This window comes from Mycobacterium sp. DL99 (assembly GCF_004762045.1).
GTDB lineage: Bacteria > Actinomycetota > Actinomycetes > Mycobacteriales > Mycobacteriaceae > Mycobacterium.
Window position 1 is genome coordinate 4,390,606 of record NZ_SJOM01000007.1, and the last position, 19,414, is coordinate 4,410,019.

At 65.6% G+C, this 19,414-nt stretch carries 15 protein-coding genes; 5 read left to right on the forward strand and 10 right to left on the reverse strand.

Annotated features, from left to right (window positions below; genetic code table 11):
• Positions 1-11: 11 nt before the first annotated feature.
• Genes EYZ64_RS21435 through prpD form a run of 3 tightly spaced genes read right to left on the reverse strand, consistent with a single transcriptional unit; the run spans position 12 to position 3,561 of the window.
• A complete protein-coding gene (locus tag EYZ64_RS21435; protein ID WP_135456503.1) occupies positions 12-1,145 on the reverse strand; it encodes a bifunctional 2-methylcitrate synthase/citrate synthase in 1,134 nt (377 codons plus the stop codon).
• The gene (prpB, locus tag EYZ64_RS21440; RefSeq protein WP_135456505.1) at positions 1,142-2,059 is read right to left on the reverse strand and encodes a methylisocitrate lyase; all 918 of its coding nucleotides are present in this window, start codon (positions 2,057-2,059) and stop codon (positions 1,142-1,144) included. The genes EYZ64_RS21435 and prpB overlap by 4 nt, the downstream gene beginning before the upstream one ends.
• Positions 2,056-3,561, reverse strand: coding sequence for a 2-methylcitrate dehydratase PrpD (gene prpD / locus EYZ64_RS21445; RefSeq protein ID WP_167857912.1), 1,506 nt, complete (start codon positions 3,559-3,561; stop codon positions 2,056-2,058). The genes prpB and prpD overlap by 4 nt, the downstream gene beginning before the upstream one ends.
• 84 nt (positions 3,562-3,645) lie before the next feature.
• On the opposite strand from prpD, the gene EYZ64_RS21450 reads away from it, so the two are divergent.
• Together EYZ64_RS21450 and EYZ64_RS21455 are read left to right on the forward strand one after the other, a co-directional pair.
• Positions 3,646-5,088: a helix-turn-helix transcriptional regulator gene (locus EYZ64_RS21450; RefSeq protein WP_135456509.1), complete on the forward strand. Its 1,443-nt coding sequence runs from the start codon at positions 3,646-3,648 to the stop codon at positions 5,086-5,088.
• Positions 5,089-5,164: 76 nt separating this feature from the next.
• Positions 5,165-5,872 (forward strand): DUF2275 domain-containing protein, encoded by a 708-nt coding sequence (locus EYZ64_RS21455; protein ID WP_135456511.1) that lies wholly within the window; start codon positions 5,165-5,167, stop codon positions 5,870-5,872.
• 4 nt (positions 5,873-5,876) lie between these two features.
• Here the strand turns inward: EYZ64_RS21455 and EYZ64_RS21460 are convergent, their stop codons facing one another.
• A complete protein-coding gene (locus tag EYZ64_RS21460; protein WP_135456513.1) occupies positions 5,877-6,515 on the reverse strand; it encodes a DUF5134 domain-containing protein in 639 nt (212 codons plus the stop codon).
• Positions 6,516-6,617: 102 nt separating this feature from the next.
• On the opposite strand from EYZ64_RS21460, the gene EYZ64_RS21465 reads away from it, so the two are divergent.
• Together EYZ64_RS21465 and EYZ64_RS21470 are read left to right on the forward strand one after the other, a co-directional pair.
• Complete coding sequence (locus EYZ64_RS21465; RefSeq protein WP_286175079.1) at positions 6,618-8,621, forward strand: cytochrome c oxidase assembly protein; 2,004 nt, start codon at positions 6,618-6,620, stop codon at positions 8,619-8,621.
• Positions 8,622-8,947: 326 nt separating this feature from the next.
• On the forward strand, positions 8,948-9,451 hold the full coding sequence (locus EYZ64_RS21470; RefSeq protein ID WP_135456515.1) for a hypothetical protein: 504 nt from the start codon (positions 8,948-8,950) through the stop codon (positions 9,449-9,451).
• Here the strand turns inward: EYZ64_RS21470 and EYZ64_RS21475 are convergent.
• Positions 9,418-11,709 (reverse strand): heavy metal translocating P-type ATPase, encoded by a 2,292-nt coding sequence (locus EYZ64_RS21475; protein WP_135456517.1) that lies wholly within the window; start codon positions 11,707-11,709, stop codon positions 9,418-9,420. The genes EYZ64_RS21470 and EYZ64_RS21475 overlap by 34 nt on opposite strands.
• A gap of 97 nt (positions 11,710-11,806) precedes the next feature.
• Between EYZ64_RS21475 and sigC the strand changes: the two genes are divergently transcribed.
• Positions 11,807-12,373: an RNA polymerase sigma factor SigC gene (sigC, locus tag EYZ64_RS21480; protein WP_135456519.1), complete on the forward strand. Its 567-nt coding sequence runs from the start codon at positions 11,807-11,809 to the stop codon at positions 12,371-12,373.
• 66 nt (positions 12,374-12,439) lie between these two features.
• Here sigC and EYZ64_RS21485 read toward each other — a convergent pair whose 3' ends face one another.
• From EYZ64_RS21485 to EYZ64_RS21505, 5 genes are read right to left on the reverse strand one after another with little or no spacing between them, the layout of a single operon-like run.
• Positions 12,440-12,790, reverse strand: coding sequence for a cation transporter (locus EYZ64_RS21485; RefSeq protein ID WP_286175080.1), 351 nt, complete (start codon positions 12,788-12,790; stop codon positions 12,440-12,442).
• Between the two features lie 9 nt (positions 12,791-12,799).
• Positions 12,800-17,044, reverse strand: coding sequence for an AMP-binding protein (locus EYZ64_RS21490; RefSeq protein ID WP_135456521.1), 4,245 nt, complete (start codon positions 17,042-17,044; stop codon positions 12,800-12,802).
• Positions 17,031-17,264 carry an acyl carrier protein gene (locus tag EYZ64_RS21495; protein ID WP_135460166.1) on the reverse strand — a complete coding sequence of 78 codons (234 nt, stop codon included), beginning with the start codon at positions 17,262-17,264 and terminating at the stop codon, positions 17,031-17,033. Before EYZ64_RS21495 ends, EYZ64_RS21490 begins: the two co-directional genes overlap by 14 nt.
• 4 nt (positions 17,265-17,268) lie before the next feature.
• Positions 17,269-18,828 carry a fatty acid--CoA ligase FadD10 gene (fadD10, locus tag EYZ64_RS21500; protein ID WP_135456523.1) on the reverse strand — a complete coding sequence of 520 codons (1,560 nt, stop codon included), beginning with the start codon at positions 18,826-18,828 and terminating at the stop codon, positions 17,269-17,271.
• Between the two features lie 29 nt (positions 18,829-18,857).
• Positions 18,858-19,412: an FcoT family thioesterase gene (locus tag EYZ64_RS21505; protein WP_502702983.1), complete on the reverse strand. Its 555-nt coding sequence runs from the start codon at positions 19,410-19,412 to the stop codon at positions 18,858-18,860.
• Positions 19,413-19,414 lie beyond the last annotated feature (2 nt).

The following is a 19,414-nucleotide window of genomic DNA, read 5'->3' on the forward strand; positions in this document are numbered from 1 at the left end:
GCTTCCGCGTGCTACGCCAAGGCCCGTTGCGGATGTCCGCTGTAGTCACTGAGCGGCCGGATCAGAGAGTTCGACGCGGCCTGCTCCATGATGTGTGCGGTCCAGCCGGTGATCCGGCTCATCACGAAGATCGGTGTGAAGCAAGGGATGTCGAATCCCATCAGGTAATAGGCCGGGCCGGTCGGAAAGTCCAGGTTCGGCTTGATCTTTGTGGCCGCGAACATCGCGCTCTCCAGCACGTTGTAGATGTCCAGCCAGCGCTGTCCGTCACGAACCTCGGACACACTGGCCAGCGCGGCCTTCATGGTGGGCACGCGGGAGTCACCGTTTTTGTAGACCCGGTGACCGAAGCCCATCACCTTGTCCTTGCGCGACAGCTTGCCGTGCAACCATTCCGGGGCGCGGCCGGCCGAACCTATCTCGAGCATGTCGTGCATGACGACTTCGTTGGCGCCGCCGTGCAAGGAGCCCTTGAGGGCCCCGATGGCGGCGGTGACGGCGCTGTAGATATCGGACTGGGTCGAGGTGACCACCCGCGCCGCGAACGTCGACGCGTTGAAACTGTGCTCGGCGTAGAGCACCATCGACTGCTCGAAAGCTCTGACGATCACCGGGTCCGGTACTTCGCCGAAGCACATGCTGAGGAAGTTCTCCGAATAGCCCATGTGGCTGTGGGGCGCGATCGGTTCCAGCCCGCGCCGCCGACGCATATCGGCAGCGACGATGGTCGGCAGAACCGCGAACATTCGCAGCGACTTGGCGAAGTTGGCTGAGGGGCTGCTGTCGTCTTCCTCAGGGTCCTCGGCGCCCAGGTAGCTGATCGCGGTACGCACCACATCCATCGGATGGCAGTTGTCCGGCAGCTTGGCCAGCAGCGACTGCATCGACCGGTCGATCCGACGCGAGGCCCGCTCGCGCTGGGTGAACAGGGCCAGCTCCTGATCGGTCGGCAGCTCACCGTGCCACAGGAGGTAGGCGACCTGCTCGAAGCTGCAGTGTGCGGCCAGGTCCTGCACGGGGTAACCGCGATAGGTCAGCGTGTTGGTCTCGGGCACCACCTTGGAGATGGCGGTGGTGTCGACCACCACCCCGGCCAGGCCTTTGTGGATACTCGGTTTGGCTGTGTCGTTCTCGGTAACGGTCATGGCGTCGCCCCTTGCAGCGAGAAATTGAAGATGTCCGAGTCGAACTGGTTGTAGTCGTTGTAACGCAGGAGTTCGTAGAGCCGGCTTCGGTGTTGCATCTGATCGAGAAGGCCGGATTGCGTACCTGCCGAGGATATTTCGTGCAGACCGACCTCAACGGCATGCATGGCCAAGCGCAGGGTGGTGACCGGGTAGATCACCACGTTGTAGCCGATCTCAGACAACTGTCGGGTCGTCAGCAGTTCGGACTTTCCGAATTCGGTCATGTTGGCCAGCAACGGGACGTCCACCGCCTCCCGGAACTGTTCGAAATCCGCAGGGGTGTGTAGTGCCTCGGTGAAGATGAGATCCGCGCCGGCGTCGACGTAGGCCTTGGCCCGGTCGATGGCCGCGGAGATCCCCTCGATCCCCGCGGCATCGGTACGGGCACAGATGACGAAATCGGGATCCCGGCGCGCCGAGACGGCGGCCCGCAGCCGCTTGACCATCTCGGCCGTCTCGACCACCGCCTTGCCGTCGAGATGTCCGCACCGCTTGGGATTCACCTGGTCCTCCAGGTGAAGTCCGGCCAGGCCGGCATCTTCGAGCACCGTCACAGTACGGGCGGCACTCATCGGTTCACCGAATCCTGTATCGGCATCAATGAACGTCGGAAGATCTGTGGCCGAGGCGATCTGGGCACCGCGACCCGCGACCTCGGTCAACGTGGTCAACCCGATGTCCGGCAGACCCAGGTCCGCGGACAGGACCGCGCCTGAGACGTAGACGCCGTCGAAGCCGATCTCGGCAACGAGCTTGGCCACAAGCGGGGAGAATGCTCCCGGAAAGCGCAGGAGCCGGCCGGACTCCAACCCGCGGCGGAACTTTCGCCGCTTCTCTGATGCCGGGATCTCGGAGCCGAGTAACCCGCTCACTTGAAGATCCCCGAGGGGACCGTCGGCGCCTTGTCCAACACCCGCGGATCGACCCGGACATTGAGTGCCCCGAGCCCACCGGACTTGGTTGCCGAAACGTTCTCGACCGCACTCAGGAACCGTTGCTGCTCTTCGGCTTCGACGACACCGTCAGCCAGCTCGGCGAACTTGGCGACATACTGCTCACGCCCGAACGGGCGCGCCCCCAGCGGGTGAGCATCGGCCACCGCGAGTTCGTCGACGATCGTCTCACCGCTCTTGAGGGTGACGACGGCCTTGGCGCCGAACGCCTTCTCCGCCGGGTCGTTCGAGTGGTAGCGCCGGGTCCATTCCGGATCCTCGACTGTGGAGATCTTGCGCCACAACTCGATGGTGTCGGGCCGGTGTGCCCGCTCCGGCGCATAGGACCGCTCGTGATGCCAGGTGCCGTCCTGCAACGCGACCGCGAAGATGTACATCACCGAGTGGTCCAGCGTTTCGCGGGACGCATCGGGATCGAATTTCTGCGGATCGTTGGACCCGGTACCGATCACGACGTGGGTGTGGTTGCTGGTGTGCAGCACGATCGTGGCGATCTGGTCGAGGTCGCCGATGCGCTCGCGCATCCGCCGGGCCAGGTCGATCGGCGCCTGGCTCTGGTACTCCGCCGAATGTTGCTTTGTGTAGGTGTCCAGGATGGCTCGTTTGGGTTCGCCCGGTCCGGGCAGCGGCACCTGGTAGGTGTGCTCGGGACCGCCGAGCAGCCAGGCGATCACACCGTCCTCGCCCTCCCAGATCGGGGCGGGAGAGCCCTCGCCGCGCATCGCCCGGTCGACGGCCTCGATGGCCACCTTTCCCGCCCACGCCGGCGCGTAGGCCTTCCAGCTGGAGATCAGCCCCTTACGCGACTGGCGGGTGGCGGTGGTCAGGTGCAACGCCTGACCGATTGCGGCATAGATGGTTTCGGGATCCAGACGCAGCATGGTGCCCAGCCCGGCGGCGACCGACGGCCCGAGGTGGGCGACATGATCGATCTTGTGTCGGTGCAGGCAGATTCCCTTGACCAGGTCGACCTGCACCTCGTAGGCGGTGGCGATGCCGCGGATGAGGTCAGCGCCGTTCACGCCGAGCTGCTGCGCCACGGCGACGAGCGCGGGGATGTTGTCACCCGGGTGGGAGTATTCAGCGGCCAGGAACGTGTCATGGAAGTCCAGTTCGCGGACCGCGACGCCGTTGGCCCAGGCCGCCCATTCGGGCGAAACCGTGCCGTCGACGCCGAACACGGTGGCACCCCGCGGTGTCTTGTGCGCGAGCGCCTGGGCACGGGCCACCGTCACCGGCCGGCGGATCACCGACGCAGCCGACACCGCGGCGTTGTCGATGATCCGGTTGATCACCATCGCCTCGGTCTCGGGCGGTACGGCTACCGGGTCGGCGGCGATCGTGGCGATCTTCCAAGCCAAGTGTTCGCTGCGCGGGAAGTCCTCGGCGCTGCGCCGGGTTCTGACGTCATGTTCAAGCATGTTCCGCACGGTACGCAGATGCGATCACCAGGGAAACCACCTGTAAATGCGTATTTTTGTGTCCTTTGGTGAGCAAATTTGCGAATGTTGCGAAAGTCGATGGGCGTAACCTCGGCAGCGGTGGCGAGAACATTCGCGGGTGCCCGCCTGAGGCGGCTACGGGACGAGAGAGGCCTCACGCAGGTCGCGCTGGCGCGTGCGCTGGGACTGTCGACGAGCTACGTCAACCAACTCGAGAACGACCAGCGGCCGATCACTGTCCCGGTGTTGTTGGCCCTGTCCGATCGCTTCGACCTGCCGACCCAGTACTTCGCCCCCGATGCCGACGCGCGGCTGGTATCGGACCTGCGCGAAGTCCTGGCCGACGGCGCCACCACCGCTCAGATCGAAGAGCTTGTCGCCCGCATGCCGGAGATCGGCCAGACCCTCGTGAGCATGCATCGCCGTCTGCACGATGCCACCGCGGAGCTTGAGGCCGTGCACGGTCGGGCCAACCTGGATGCGCAGGCGGGTGCGCAGCAACCCATGCCGTTCGAGGAGGTCCGCGACTTCTTCTACGACCGCCGCAATTACGTCGACGCGCTCGACCGCGCCGCCGAGGACCTCTTCGCCCGCCACCGTCTGCAGATCGGCGGGCTCGACCGGCAACTGGCCGAGCTGCTGTCCTCGGAGTACGGCATTTCGGTGATCGTGGACGACGGAGATGTGCTGGGCCCCAGCATGAAACGCCGGTACCTGCCCGAGGCCGGCACGCTGTACGTCGCGCGCTGGTTGTTACCGGGCCAGCGCGCATTTCAGCTCGCCACCCAGATCGCCTTGTTGATGCACTCCGAACTGATCAGCACCATTGTCGCCACCGACGACCAATTGAGCTCAGAGGCAAGGGATGTGGCGCGCATCGGGCTCGCGAACTACTTCGCCGGCGCCCTCCTGCTCCCCTACCGGATGTTCCTGTCCGCCGCCGAGGACCTGCGGTACGACATCGATCAGCTGGCCCGTCGCTTCGAGGTCGGATTCGAGACCATCTGCCATCGGCTGTCTACCCTGCAGCGCCCGGATGCGCGCGGAGTACCCTTCATCTTCGTCCGCACCGACAGTGCGGGGAACATCTCGAAACGTCAGTCCGCCACGGCGTTTCACTTCTCCCGGGTAGGCGGGAACTGCCCGCTGTGGGTGGTGCACCATTCGTTCTCCCGCCCTGGCGAGTTCCTGACCCAGGTGGCGCAGATGCCCGACGGCCGCAGCTACTTCTGGATCGCGAAGACATCCACCTCGACCCCCAGCCGGTACCTGGGGACGCCCAAGAGTTTCGCCATCGGGCTCGGCTGCGATGTCAGCCACGCCGACAAGCTGGTTTATTCGGTCGGCATCGATCTGGGCGATCCTGAAGCCACGGTGCCCATAGGCGCGGGTTGCCGGATCTGCGACCGGCCGACCTGCCCGCAACGCGCTTTCCCATATGTCGGCAGGCCGGTCCACGTCGACCCGGAGACCAGCAGCAACCTTCCCTACTCGCCGACAGTTTGAGCGGCATTTCCGATGGTTGCGGTCGCAGAGCCGAGCAGGTGTGCAATCGCCGAGGTCAATGCGGGACAATGGCCCGGTGGACTGCGTGGTGGCACGAGAGGCGCTTTCGGCGCGCCTCGACGGGGAGCGTGAGCCGGTCCCCTCTGCGCGCGTCGACGAACATCTGCGTGATTGCCGGGACTGCGCCGCCTGGTACGACAAGGCGGGAACCCTGGCCCTGCAGCTGCGCGATCTGGCCAACGCCGGGTTGATGGGCACGGTGAATGGACGCCCCGACCGCAGGAAAGGCGCGCTGGGTGGCCTCGGACAGTGGATGAGCCGGCACCTGCTGACCGTCGCAATCGTCGTCATCGGGGTTGCCCAGGTGGTTTTGGCGGTCGCCCAGGCCGTCGGAATGAATTTCGGAATGGTTGCCGCACATCATGGATCGGCCAGCGGGGCTCATCTGCTGAACGAGTCCACGGCGTGGTCGGCCGCGCTCGGAATCGCGACCGTGGCAATGGCTTTCCGCCATCGCATCGCCCCGGGTCTGGCCTGCGTGCTGGTGATCTACTGCGGATTCCTGGCCTATTACGTGGTGTCGGATGCGGTTGCCGGTCAGGTGACACCGGTCCGGATCCTGAGCCATCTGCCGGTGGCTGTGGCTGCGGTCCTTTCGGTCTTGGCCTCGCGCGCAAGTCGCCCGCAGGACCCGTCTCCCCGGGCACACGGCGAGGATGACGAATCGGGCCCGGCCGCGCCCACCCGTCGTCATCTCCGCGCAGCCGACGACCCCGCCGCCTGAACTGCTACAACATGACGCCGAACATGATCGCCATGCCGGCAGCCATCATCGCCCGGCACAACGTGCCGAAATGCGAGAACGGCGACGTTTCGGACTGCTGACGCGCCGCAAAGTAGCGGTACAGCCAGACAGCGGCGGCGATCACGAAACCGATCGTCAACAGCCAGTTGATCGCCGGGATCCAGAGCGGCTGCACCGACATCGGTTCCATGGCCATCGCCGTGCCGCCGGCATGGTGTCCGGTCGTGTGCATCGCATGCATGTCGTGGCCACCCTCGGCCATCGTTTCGGTAGGGCGCGCAAGCACATTGCCGTTCATGGCGGCATACATCCAGGCCATCGCCAGCATCATCGCGGCGTGATAGCCGTCGTCCAGGCGGCTTTGGGTCGTGCCGGCGCGCAGGATGCCTGCCACGAACCAGACGGCGGCGGCCAAGAAGAAGAACATCGGGGCCATTGTCGGCAGCTCTGCACCGCGCGGCCAGGCCATCACCAACATCGCGACGGCCATAGTCAGGTGGAACACCTGGCTCACCGCATCGGTCAGACGGCCACGAGAGCGCACCAAGGCGTAGGTGCACTCGGCAGCACTCAGGGCAAACAACATCGTCACAACCCACCGGAGCGCAAGATCGGCGATCATTCCAAGTCCTGTCTTCGAGCGTCGGCCATCCTCCGTTGGTCGCAGGCGGCGGCACCAAAGTTCCCACACCATCAGTACTACGACACGTTGTCGTAGACTCACATGGCCGCGACGTTTCGTTGGTTTCCGCGGCGGAAGGCCGGTTCGACTATGTCGCGTGTGCAGATGCCCGATGGGGCCAGCGTGCGGTGGGGACGCTCGACGCTGTTCGGCACCGTCGTGGGTTGCGCCGTGGTGCTGGTCATGTGTTCGTTGCAGCTGGGCGCACAACGGCTGGCCGCCGCGGGGATCGCTGACCCGGGAACGTTCACCAGCGCCGCCCGACTGCTCGGACACTGGGCCGCCACCTTGGCCGGTGCCGCCTGCGCAGGAGCGCTTGTCTGGATTGTGACGACCGCAACACCGCGTGACGACGGGCGAATCGACGCGGGATCCTTTCCAGCGCATCTGCTGGTCGAACGCGCCGCGATCGTCTGGGCCGGCTGCGCCACCGCGATGGTGGTCGTCTCTGCGTCCGCCGACGCGGGATTCCCCGTCGACCGGCTTGTCGCCGGTCCCGGCCTGGGTAGCGCCATCGCGGCGTCAGAGGTCGCGCGTGGGTGGTGTGCGGCGGCGATCTGCGCGCTGGTGTTGGCCGTCGGCATACGTTTCACCCTTCGCTGGATCGGACACTGTGTTGCGCTGCTGCCGGCCCTGATCGGGGTGATCGCAGTACCTGTCACCGGCAATGCCGGGCAGGGTCCGGACCATGACATCGCCACGAGCGCGGTGATCGTCTTCGCCGTGGCGATCGCGGTGTGGGCCGGAACCAAGATCGCCGCCGCCGGATTACGCGACGTCGTGCTTCGACGCCGGGTCCAGGCGCTGCAGCTGGCGTGCGGGGCGGTCACCATCGTCTACGGCGCCCTCCTGGCCACACTGATGTTGGGCGGGTTGCCGATCCTGGGGTCGACCTACGGGCTGGCCGTGCTCTTTGCCGGGGTGCTGCTGATGCTGGTGTGGGTGGGCGACGGCGCACTTCTGCTGACGCGCCGCACCCCGTCGCGACTGGCGAACACCGTGTCCGCGGCCGCGATGATCGTCGTCACCGCCGCGGTGGCGCTCGCCGCGAACAGTGTGCCGCCCCGGTTCACGGTGCACGAGTTCTCAACGTGGGACGTCTTTTTGGGCTACCAACTCGATGCACCCCCGAGTCCGGTCAGCTTGATCACCGTATGGCGGTTCGATCCGCTGATCGGTACGGCAGCCATCGTGCTCGCACTGGGCTATCTCATCGCCGCGGCGCGTCTGCGGCGACGCGGCGACCACTGGCCGGTGGGACGCACGATCGCCTGGACCCTGGGTTGCGCGGCTTTGCTGATCACCACCAGTTCCGGAGTACGTGCCTACGGATCGGCGATGTTCAGCGTGCACATGGGTGAACACATGGCGCTGAACATGTTCATCCCGGTGCTTCTGGTCCTCGGTGCGCCCGTCACGCTCGCCCTACGTGTGCTGCCCAGCGCGTCGAAAGGTGCGGCACCTGGGCCTCGCGAGTGGCTGGTGTGGTTCGTGCATGCACCTGTGACGCGATTCCTGTCGCACCCGGTGACGGCGTTCGTCTTGTTCGTCGGGTCGCTTTACCTCGTCTACTTCACGCCCCTGTTCGACACCTTGATCCGGTATCACTGGGGCCACGAGTTCATGACGGTGCACTTCCTGCTGACCGGCTACCTGTATTACTGGGGAATCATCGGCATCGACCCCGGGCCGCGGCGACTCCCCTTCTTGGGTCGGCTCGGGCTGCTGTTCGCCGTGATGCCGTTCCATGCCTTCTTCGGCATCGCCACCATGACGATGACCTCATCCCTGGGGGAGAGTTTCTACCGATCCGTCAATCTGCCCTGGCTGCAGAGCATCTCGGATGACCAACACCTGGGCGGCGCTATCGCGTGGGGATCGAGCGAGGTACCCGTGATCATCGTGGTGGTCGCCCTGGTCGCCCAGTGGGCACGCCAGGACCGCCGAGCCGGAGCCCGTGAGGACCGCCACAGCGACCGCGGGTACGACGACGAACTCGACGCCTACAACGCGATGCTTCACGAGCTTTCTCGCACCCGGCGCTGAGTTGCACCCGGTCGTACCGATCCGGCCCGGACAGCAGCCGGTTCCTAAGTCATTCGGCGGTGTCGGAACCGCAGGTGCAGTTGCTCCCGCAGGTGCAGTTTTCGCACGTACAGTTCGGGTTGTCGCACTTCGTCGATCCGGCTGTTTCATTGCTGGTCATGCATGTGAGATTACGCCCAGTGCCTGCTGATCAGGCCGCAACGGAACTAATCTCGTCGTGCCACCGACCAATGGGTGGGGCCATCGAGATACACATTGGCTGACCGTCCCTGGATCCCAGATGTCACCGATCGGCAGAACTACGAGATGTAGAGGATGTGTCGCGCATGCATGAGTCACAACACGTGCCCGTGCCCGGAGACATGGCTGCGGCGGTCGAGACCGAATTGAGGGCGATCGAACGGCGGGTGTTCGAGGATGTGTGGATCAGCCCGGCGCGCGCCCGCGTCCTGGCGGCCACGGCAACGACGCTGGCGGCGATGGCCGTGGCATTGAGAGCGAGCGGCGAAGCGGCTTCTGCGGGTACTCGTGGTGGGCAGTGGATATCACTGGTGGCACTGGCCCTGTTCGCCCTGGCGGCATCGATGTCGGCATTCGCGTTGGCGCGTCGTCGATTTCGATGGTGCTGTATGGCGACCTGCGTGTCAGCGCTGGCCACCGTTGACGGCGCCGGGGCGTTCTGGTGGCATCACACCGCACACACCGCCTCCTGGCTTCCGGCGGCACTCGGCACCGTGACCGCCGCAGCGCTGACCGCAACGTGGCTGGGTGTCTGCTTGGCCCCGCTGAATTCGTCTCAGCCGGATATGCGCGCCGGCGCCGGCGATTGAGAATCGCTGAAGGTATTCGGTTGGACCGTGCCGTAGTTGCGCAACCGCAGGCTGTTCGACACGACCAGGAATGACGACACCGCCATCGCCCCACCTGCGATCAACGGGTTGAGCAGGCCTGCCGCGGCGATCGGAATCGCCGCGACGTTATAGCCGAAGGCCCAGATCATGTTGACCCGGATGGTCCGCATGGTCGCGCGAGCCAGGCCCAGGGCCTGCGGGACCGAATCGAGGTTGTCACGGACCAGGATGATGTCGGCCGCGCCGATGGCGACGTCGGTCCCCCGGCCGATGGCAAGGCCCAGGTCGGCACAGGCCAAAGCCGGACCATCGTTGATCCCGTCGCCGACCATGGCCACCACCCGGCCCTGATCGCGCAGTTTCTCGATCGCGCCGACCTTGTCCTCGGGCAGTACCTCGGCGACCACATCATCGATGCCCACGGCCGCCCCGATCGCGGCGGCCGTCGCGGCATTGTCACCGGTCAAGAGCATGGTTTTCATGCCCTCCGCGTGGAGGCGTGCGATGGCACCGGCCGCCGACTCCTTGACGGCGTCGGCGATGCAGATGGCGCCGCAGACGGTATCGCCGTGCGCGACGAATACGACTGTCTGGCCCTCCGACTCGCCCGTCTTGCGCGCAGCCGCAAGGTTGGCAGGTACCACCCGATCGCGGGTTACCCAGGCGGGACGTCCGACGACCACGGCCATGCCGTCCACCCAGCCGGCCACACCGTGGCCCGCGAACGCCTGGAAGTCCTCGACCGGGGCGACGTCGCGACCCGCGCGGGCAGTGACGATCGCGTGCGCCACGGGATGTTCGGATGCCGACTCGACTGCTGCCGCATGTCCGAGGACCTCGTCCTCGGTCCACCCCTCGGCCACCGCGACGGTGATGACCTGAGGTTGTCCGGTGGTCAGGGTGCCGGTTTTGTCGAACACGACGGTGTCGACCGCGCGGATCGCCTCCAGGGCGCGATGGCCTTTGAGGAAGATGCCCAGCTGGGCGCCGCGCCCCGAGGCCACCATCATCGCGGTCGGGGTCGCCAGTCCCAGCGCGCACGGGCAGGCGATCACCAGGACCGCCAGGGCAGCTGATACCGCTCGGTTGACATCGCCGTCGACCAACAGCCAACCGATGGCGGTGGCCGCGGCGATCACGAGCACACACGGCACGAACACCGCGGCGATGCGGTCGGCCAGCCTCTGCGCGTCGGCCTTCTGGGCCTGTGCCTGCTCGACCAGGCGGACCATCCCGGCGAACCGGGTGTCCGGTCCCACCGCGGCGGCCTCGACGATCAAGCGGCCGTCGAGGACGACGGTGCCGCCCACGACACCCGAACCTTCTTGTGTCTGTACCGGTTTCGACTCTCCGGTCATCGCGCTGACGTCCACTGCGGCCGTCCCGCTCACCACAAGACCATCGGCCGCGATGGCCTCACCGGGACGAACGACGAAACGCTGGCCTTCCTTGAGCTCGTCCGCGGGCAGCACGAGCTCGCTGCCGTCGGCGAGCAGCACGGTCACCGACTTGGCACCGAGCGCGGCAAGTGCCCGCAGGGCTCCCCCGGCGCGCGAGCGGGCCCGCGCCTCGAAGTAACGGCCCGCGAGCACGAAAACCGTTACGCCCGCGGCAACCTCGAGGTAAATGGCATCGCTTCCCAGCAGCGCCTGCCAGACGCCCGCAGCATGGTAGGTCTGGTGGTCGAAGAAGATCGTGTACATGGACCACACGGTGGCGGCGGTGACGCCGATGGAGATCAAGGTCTCCATGGTTGAGGTTCCGTGACGGGCATTGCGAAGCGCACTGCGATGGAACGGCCATGCGGCCCACGTGACGATCGGTGCCGCCAACGCGGTGAGCACCCACTGCCACCCGGCGAACCGGGTGTCGGGCACCACGGCAAACATCACCGACAGATCGGCGAGCGGGATGAACAAAACGGCAGCGATCGCCAGGCGCCGGAGCAGGCTGCGGGCATGGTCGGCATCGGGGTCGACGTCGGTCGTAGAGCGTTCGGTGCGGGGGGCGGCCTGGTAGCCGGCCCGCTCGATCACCGCGCACAACTGCTCGACGCCGACGTCCGGGGTGGCTTCCACGGTGGCGACGCGTGTGGCGAAGTTCACTGACGCGCGTACCCCGTCGACCTTGTTGAGTTTGTTCTCCACGCGGGCAGCGCAGGCCCCACACGACATTCCTGTGACGTCGAGCGCAATGCGCTGGGTCGCCTCACTGTCGGGGACGGTTGCTGTTGTCACCACTACTCCCAATTGCTCACTCACCACCTCGGTGGCATACGTCACCGAATATGTAGTCGCTCCGGCCCGATGCGGAGTTCCCGGGCGACATCGAATAATGTCGAGGACTGTGACTACCGAACGCGGCGAGGACCACGTTACGCGGCTGGCCTTCGCCGCCGGCCGCGGTGATTCCGCGGCGCTCGAGCAATTCATCAGGGCCACCCAGACCGACGTCTGGCGAACCGTCGCCTACCTCGGCGATGCCGGATCGGCCGACGACCTGACGCAAGAGACCTTCATCCGCGCCATCACCGCGCTCCCCCGATTCAGCGGCCGGTCGTCTGCCCGTACCTGGCTGTTGTCGATCGCTCGGCGCGTGGTGGTCGACCAGATTCGCCATAAGCAGAGCCGGCCACGCACCCAGCACGGAGTGGACGTCGAGCAGGTCCTCGACAGCTACCGCCCGGTCGGTGGGTTCGAGAAGATGGTGGAGATCCGCCTCTTGCTGGACGGCCTGGACCCCGACCGGCGGCACGCTCTGCTGCTGACCCAGGTCCTCGGCTTGTCCTATGCGGAAGCCGCCGAGGTGTGCGGTTGCCCGGTCGGCACGATCCGTTCACGGGTGGCACGCGCACGCGAAGATCTCATTGCAGCGGCCGAACGGGACGATCTGACCGGCTAGGTCAGGCGACACACGTGACGGTGTTGTCGCCATCGCACCGCCACGTCGCCAGTTCCCGGCAGATATTCAGCCGCCCATGTGTCCGACGGTCACCCAGCGGATGGCCCTCGCCACCACCGAGGGGCGTTTCTCCGGCGGCCCGTCAGGCGCGGGCACCGCGTCGTCGTGGGCTGTGCGCTCTTCGGCGTGGTAACCGGCCTGCTCAACGGCGTCACAGAGGTCGGCGACACTGATGTCGCGCCGGGCGTCGATCGTCGCGATCTTTGTGGAGATGGCGACCGAGGCCTGCACTCCGTCGATCTTGTTCAGCTTGTTCTCGACCCGGCGCGAGCACGCTCCGCAGGACATTCCGGTCACGTCGAGTCGGATCCGTCTGGTATCTGATGTCTCGGTATGTTGTGCGGCTACGTCAGTCACTGCCATTCCTCACTGTCTCGTGGCGTCTGGTTGATTGGTCGTCGGACCACCGCGTTGAGTTCCCGAACATCCCTGGGCGAGCAGTGCCTGTAACGACGGCGGTGTCGCCACGAGCTCACCGACGGTGTGGGTTCCCAGCGGGAGAGCCGGGCACTCGGCCAGGTACTCCGCATAGGAACGTCCAGCGAGCCTCATTCCCAGGCTGATCCATGCGTCGATCACCGACCAACGCCGTGGATTGGCCTTCGCCCAAGCACTTTCATCGAGCCTGCGCTTCCATTCATGAACGTCGACCTCTTCGGCGGCCACAGCGCCGAGCACCTCCCGGTACGCCACTGCCTGCCCGCGCATCACGTCGACCCCGCGGCCCAGCTCGTCGGATGCGCCGAACCCCGGCAACCTGCGCAGAATGGACTTCGCCGCTGCGTGTCCGGTCGTCACTTCCTCGGTCAATTCCACTGCAGGACAGGCCTGTAGCGCGTGGCAGGCATCGACGATCGAAACCAGGATGTCGGCGGACCCCCGTACCTGTTCGGGTGTGCCGAGGACCCGGGGCAGGCGCACGATCGTGAAGTCGAGCTCCCCGCCGGCCCCGGCCACTGACAGTTCCGCGAGCGCTTTGGCTGCGGCGTACGGGTACGGAGCCTGACGCGGGTCGACAACTTGTGGCGCGGTGACATCCGAATTGACGACATACGTCGACAGGTGCACAAACCTGGCGCCGGTAGCCGTGCATGCCTCGGTCATGTTCGTCACCGATTCCACGTTGGCCGAACGGAGTTCGCGGTACGGGACCACCACGTTCGTGTTGCCGATGCAGTTGACCAGGGTTCGCGTTCCGGTCTCGCGGATCAGCGTCTCCAGCTCCGCCGAACCGGAGCCGGGACTGAAGTGTTCGATGCGTACGCCCGGCGCGCTGCGAAGCTCTGCCCAGATCCGGTTGCCGGGTGGGACCGACCTCATGGCCAGTACCACGTCAGGGCGGTGTTCGCCCGACCGCGTCAGGTCCACAATCGCCTCGGCGAATCCGGTCCCCAGAATTCCTGACGCGCCCACCACCAGGATCGGCTCGGCGCCGTGGTGGGGTGATGATCGCCGTGGGTTGGACACCACACGGGGGTGGCGCGTCGCCAGGGCGGCGAAGTCACGTTCGATCTCGGCAGCGGTGTCGCCGTCCATCCAGCTGTCGCTCGTCGACATGTCGTCGACCAGGTTCGCCGCGGTATCGGCACTGATCAGATCGAGAATCGAAACCTGCCTGCCGAGATACCTGCGCGTATCGGGCAGGATTCGGACGAGATCCAACGACCCGATGCCCTCACTCAGCAGCGACGTGTCGGGGGTGATCAACCTGTCGAGGTGTGCGCTCCACATTCCGGCGAGTCCGGCTGCCCGGCCAGCGGAGTCCGTGTCGTCTTGCCGGCGTTGTCCGGCAGCGACTGAAGTGTGCAGCCTTGCGGTGTCGGTCTTCCCGTTGGGTTTTCGGGGAATGCGCGCGACACCCGAAACGACGAACGAAGACACCCGCGAATCCACGAGGACGCTCCTGATCCGCGCGGCCGCAGCAGGGTCCTCGCCGCCGTGGCGGGTCCGCCGGGTCTCGAACCACACCGAAAGACCGCCGTTGCGAAGTTCCACGGCGACATCGACGACCGCCGGGTCCGCCGCGACGCGCCTGGTGATCCCGGCGGTGTCGACCCGCTTGCCCGAGATCTTGACGACCGCGTCCTTGCGCCCCGCGAACATCGGGAAGCCGGCGCCATCGACGGTTACCCGGTCGCCGGTCGCATAAGCGCGTTGCCGTGCACCGCGGGTGGTGGCCACCGACCCGAAATCGGTACTGTCCAAACCCAGATAGCCATCGGTCACCATCTCCCCCACCACCACGACTTCGCCGAATGCGACCACTACCGAGTTCGCGACGACAGGTGGCCCCAGGCGCGAACGCGCACCGTGCTCGACCACTCGGCCGCCGTCAACGATCGGCAGGTAGGTCACCACAACCGTGGTCTCTGTCGGGCCATAACTCGACACCAGCGAGATGTTCTCGGCGCCGGCGGTATTGATCCACTTGTCGACAGCGCCCGGCCGGACAGGCTCACCGCCGATGACAACCTGCCGCAGATGAGAACGGCCGATGCCGGAAATCGTGTCGACGTCCTCACACCACAGATGCCACAGGGCGGTGGGCAGATCCACGATTGTCGCCCCGCGCGCCAGCAGATCTCTGGTGAGCGCCTGCAGATCACCGGCTTTCATCGCGACCGAACGGATGAGTGCCGCCCCGCTCAACGCCGCACCGAAGACCTCTTCAACGCTGATATCGGATGTCAGCGGTGCACATTGGAGGATGGTGTCGTCCGGTCCCCAACCGTAGGCCCGTGTCACCCCGGCGCAGAACGTCGCGAGCGAACCATGGCTGACATGCACGAGTTTGGGCTCACCGGTCGATCCGGAGGTGGGCATGACATAGGCGGTCCTGGTGGCGAGCCGCGGGTCGTTCACTGTCTGTTCGACGCGAGCGTCCACCAGGCGACGACGCTCGTCACCGCGGAATCGGGAGACATTCACCGACTCGACGTCGACGATATGCACAGATATGCCGTTGCCGTGTTCGCTGATGGCTGAGGCCCGCGGTACCACCTCATCGCTGCTCTCGCACACGCTGTAACCGCAGCCGGCCAGGTGACATGCGATCACGAGGTCGATCACCGTGTCGGTGTCGTCGTCGGTGAACACCATCACATCGCCTGGCCCGGCACCGATCTGGAGCAGCCAGGCGATCCACGGATCGACATGGTCACGCTGTCGCCGACATTCACCGACCGACTCGCGGCGAGCGAGGAACCACGCGGGGATCGCCGGCCCCTCAGGTTCATGCTCGTGCGAACCCGAACGCAGCCGCCCGTCGCCGTCGACCCCGCGCCACTCACCGACGGCGGCCGCGATGGGGAGATCCCACATCGTTGTCATGGACTTCAGTGCGGACGCCACCCGGGCCGCCACGTCACCGGTCTTCTGCCGCGGCAGATCAGCTCTGTTCCAGACGTTGACGGTGAGCCTGCGTCGCTGCTCGTCGAGCACGCCTGCGACAGTGATGCCCTCGATCGGGCCGATGTCCGACGTCTCCGGTGCGTCGGCCAGGAACGGCGCCAGTGCGGGCGCACAGTGCTCCCGCAGAAAATTGAGCGTCAGCGCCTCCACGGAGGTTGTCCGATTGATCGCCAGATACATTCGGCGGTAGTGCTCTTCACGCAACCAGCGGTGCCGGCCGGCCCTCACATAGCCCCGATCCACGGTGCGCACCACGTCTGCCACCGATGCATGGGGCGGGAACCGAACCGGCTGCGCGATCGAGTTGACCAGGCACGTCGCGACACCGAGAGCAGGATCACCGAAGCGGTTGTCCACCGCGTGTACCAGAAGACCATCGGTGGCTTGACGAACACTCGCGTCCACAGCCGTCGCCGCCGCCGCGACAAGCACGTTGAGCGGGACATTCTCGCGGTCGGCCAAGGCGAGGACTTCGTCGTAGTCCGCTCCCCCGATCACGACGGACTCCGTGAGAATTCCCTTGGCCGCGGATGCGGGAACATCGTCGGCGGTGTGCCCATACGCGCCCCGCCCGGCGGCCGCACTGAGCTCACGCTGCACGACAGTGGTGAGCCGCTGCAGCGATTCGTCGATACGGCTCGCCTCCCGGCCGTGTGCGGCAGCGACGTCGGCCAGACCGTCACGGACACAGGCGGTATGGGCCGCGCCACCGGTCGCGAGGGCATGTCCCAGGTCAGCTTCGATGATTCCGATCGCGCCGCCGTCGAGCAAGATGTGGTGCGCACGGGCAGCGAGGCCACGCACCAGGCCGTTGCCGTCGACGTACACGGTGTAGCGCGCCAATGGCTTTGCGAGAATGCCCGATCCCCACTCGTGTGCCAGTCCGTCCTTGCCGGTCACGGCCCCTTCGTCAGCGCTGCCGCACACGCGCACAACGTCATCGATGTCGAGTCGGGGCACGAGCTCCGGGTATCCGCCGGACTCGGACTGCGCCTCCAATACGCACAAGTGAACGGGGTTGGCGAGGATCGTCCTCGCCAACGCGGCCAGGAATTCCGCCGACGGCATCGGCTGGAACCGGTAGCGCCTGCCGATCAGATACAGATGGGGATCAGCGTCCTGAACCACTCCGTTGTAGATGTTCTGCTGTGAGCGGCTCAACGGAATACGTTGCGCATAAGCGCTTTCAGACAGATTCACCCAGCTTCTCCAACTCCCGGACCCAGCCCGCGATCGACAGGTTGTCCGCCAGTCGCCGCGGTACGTCTGATTCCCGATCGATGCCGAGGTGCTTCATCAACAGCACGAACCGAACCGAGTCCAGCCCGAGATCCCTCAGGTCTGTGGCATCACCGTCGACGAGATCTGTTTCGTCGACGTAGAGCACCTCCGAGAGCGCGGCGAGAATATCGCGTCGCAGCGTCTCAGCCACCGGCCACCACACCCAGTGCCGCACGCACGATCTTGCCGGACTGGGTTCGTGGAATCTCTTGCACGAACCTGATTGTCGACGGTCTGGCCATCGGCTCGGACTCCTTCCGGAAGCGCGCCGCAATGGCGTGTTTGAGCTTCCTGGTGCCTGATTCATCCAGATTTGCCGATGCGACCACCGCCAGACCCACCAGCGCACCGAACTCCTCGTCGGGGATTTCGTAACAGGCTGCCTGGCTGACGCCGGTAACGCCTTCGGCGATGCGGTCGACCTCATCGGGCGCGATGTTGACGCCTCCGGAGATGATCATCTCCGATGACCTTCCCCTGATGTAGAAGAAGCCGTCATCGTGCCGGTCCAGGACATCGCCGGTGTTCACCCACCCGTCGACAAGAGTTTCGGCGGTCCGCTCGGGATTTTCCCAGTACCCCAGCATGTTCGCCGGAGACTTGATCCACAGGGTGCCCGAGGTAGCAGAATCAGCACCCGAACGTGTGGGCGGTCCGCTGCCGTCGCCATCCAGGTGCACTTCCACGCCGGGATAGGGCCGGCCTACGGCACCGGCTTCGATTCTGGCGATCGACCCGTCATCGGTGGGAAGACACAGTGCGGTACAACCGGTTTCGCTGAGACCGTAGACCTGTGCGGTACGAACACCGGCCGCCTCAACAAAACTGACATCGGAAGCGATGGCGCGGGAACCGCCATATCCGACCATCCGTAGTGACGGCGGGACCGGTGCGCCGGTGGACCGCAGCTCGGACACCAGTCGGGTCAACAGGGTGGGAACCAAGCAGGTCGTCTCGACATCGTTCGTGGCCAGAAGCTCCCCGATGGACATCCCGTTCTCACCGCCGGTGATACACAGCCCGCCGTGCATCAGGCAGTTGAGGATCCACCACAGTCCGCCGATGTGCGTCGCGGGCAACGGTGAGTAGGTGGTTTCGCCGACGATCCAGTCAACCCACGTCAATGCCTCCCGCTGCAGGATGTCGGCGACGGAATAGAAGGTTCGATTCGGCAGCAGTACGGCCTTCGGCGTGCCCGTCGTACCACTGGTGAAGATCATCGCCAGCGGATGGTCGGCTCCCCCGACGGGTGCTTCATCTGAACCCGGATCTCCGACGCACTCGGTTGCGCCGGCGGAGATGTCGACGGCGAAGGCAGGCACCGACCGGAGCGATCCGAGCTCGGCGGTCCGCAGCCGGCATCCCGGTGTGATGAGAACCGCACCGGGGGTGGCGATCTCACCGAACCGGTCGATGGTCGCCGGGGGCAGGCCGCCGTCCACCATGACAGCGATCGCACCGACCTTCGCGCACGCCAATACCGACAGGTAAGTCTCGGGGCCGTTGTCGGATATGACGAACACACGAGTGCCCCGCGAGACCGATCGAGACCCGAGATCGGCTGCAAGCCTGTCCACTTCGGCCATGAGGTCGCCGTAGCGCAACATGCTAGTTCCGTCGCAGCGACGTAACGCAATCTCCTCGGGCTGCTGTCGTGCCCTCTCACTGATGCGTGCCAGAACCGTGGATGGTGGGTATGTCATAGCTGTGTCAAGCCGCTTTCGTACCGATGTCAGGGGATGTTGAGCGCCGCCAGCTCGACTTCGCCGGACGCGGACCCGCCGTCCTCATCCCAGAACTCGACCGTGCACGGAATCTTGAGATAACGAATCGTTCGATCGACGACCTCGAAGTCCTTGCACAGCAGGCGCGCCGAGAACCTGTGAGATTTGATCGGGCGCCTGAAACGTGACGCCGTGGTCTTGATCAGCATGCTGGGGAGCTGGTAGTTGAAGTAGTCCTCCATCGACCAGCCCCGGAATTCGGGTATCTGCTCGTTGAGGATGGCCGGCGCGAAGGCGCTGTAAGCGAGCTGGTTGAAGCACAGCACCCATTCCGCAGCGTTGAAGTGCCCGGTGTCGCGAATGTACGCGGGCTCTTTGATGCTGAAGTTCCCAACCGCGAGCACGGAGGTCTCGGTGGCTTCGTACTCCGCGTCGAGTAGATAGCGACACCCTTTGTAGGAATACGGTTCCAGCACCTTGACCAGAAGATCTTCCGGGATCGGCGCCATGTCGGAGGTGTCGTACCCATCCGTCGTCATCGATAGTGTCTCGGCGGTGCTCATGC

Coding starts and splice junctions, on each gene's coding strand:
- prpD (WP_167857912.1), bottom strand. CDS start 3,561: ATGCTTGAACATGACGTCAGAACCCGGCGCAGCGCCGAGGACTTCCCG.
- EYZ64_RS21470 (WP_135456515.1), top strand. CDS start 8,948: ATGCATGAGTCACAACACGTGCCCGTGCCCGGAGACATGGCTGCGGCG.
- sigC (WP_135456519.1), top strand. CDS start 11,807: ATGTCGAGGACTGTGACTACCGAACGCGGCGAGGACCACGTTACGCGG.
- fadD10 (WP_135456523.1), bottom strand. CDS start 18,828: ATGACATACCCACCATCCACGGTTCTGGCACGCATCAGTGAGAGGGCA.
- EYZ64_RS21465 (WP_286175079.1), top strand. CDS start 6,618: ATGGCCGCGACGTTTCGTTGGTTTCCGCGGCGGAAGGCCGGTTCGACT.
- EYZ64_RS21435 (WP_135456503.1), bottom strand. CDS start 1,145: ATGACCGTTACCGAGAACGACACAGCCAAACCGAGTATCCACAAAGGC.
- EYZ64_RS21505 (WP_502702983.1), bottom strand. CDS start 19,412: ATGAGCACCGCCGAGACACTATCGATGACGACGGATGGGTACGACACC.
- EYZ64_RS21450 (WP_135456509.1), top strand. CDS start 3,646: ATGTTGCGAAAGTCGATGGGCGTAACCTCGGCAGCGGTGGCGAGAACA.
- EYZ64_RS21460 (WP_135456513.1), bottom strand. CDS start 6,515: ATGATCGCCGATCTTGCGCTCCGGTGGGTTGTGACGATGTTGTTTGCC.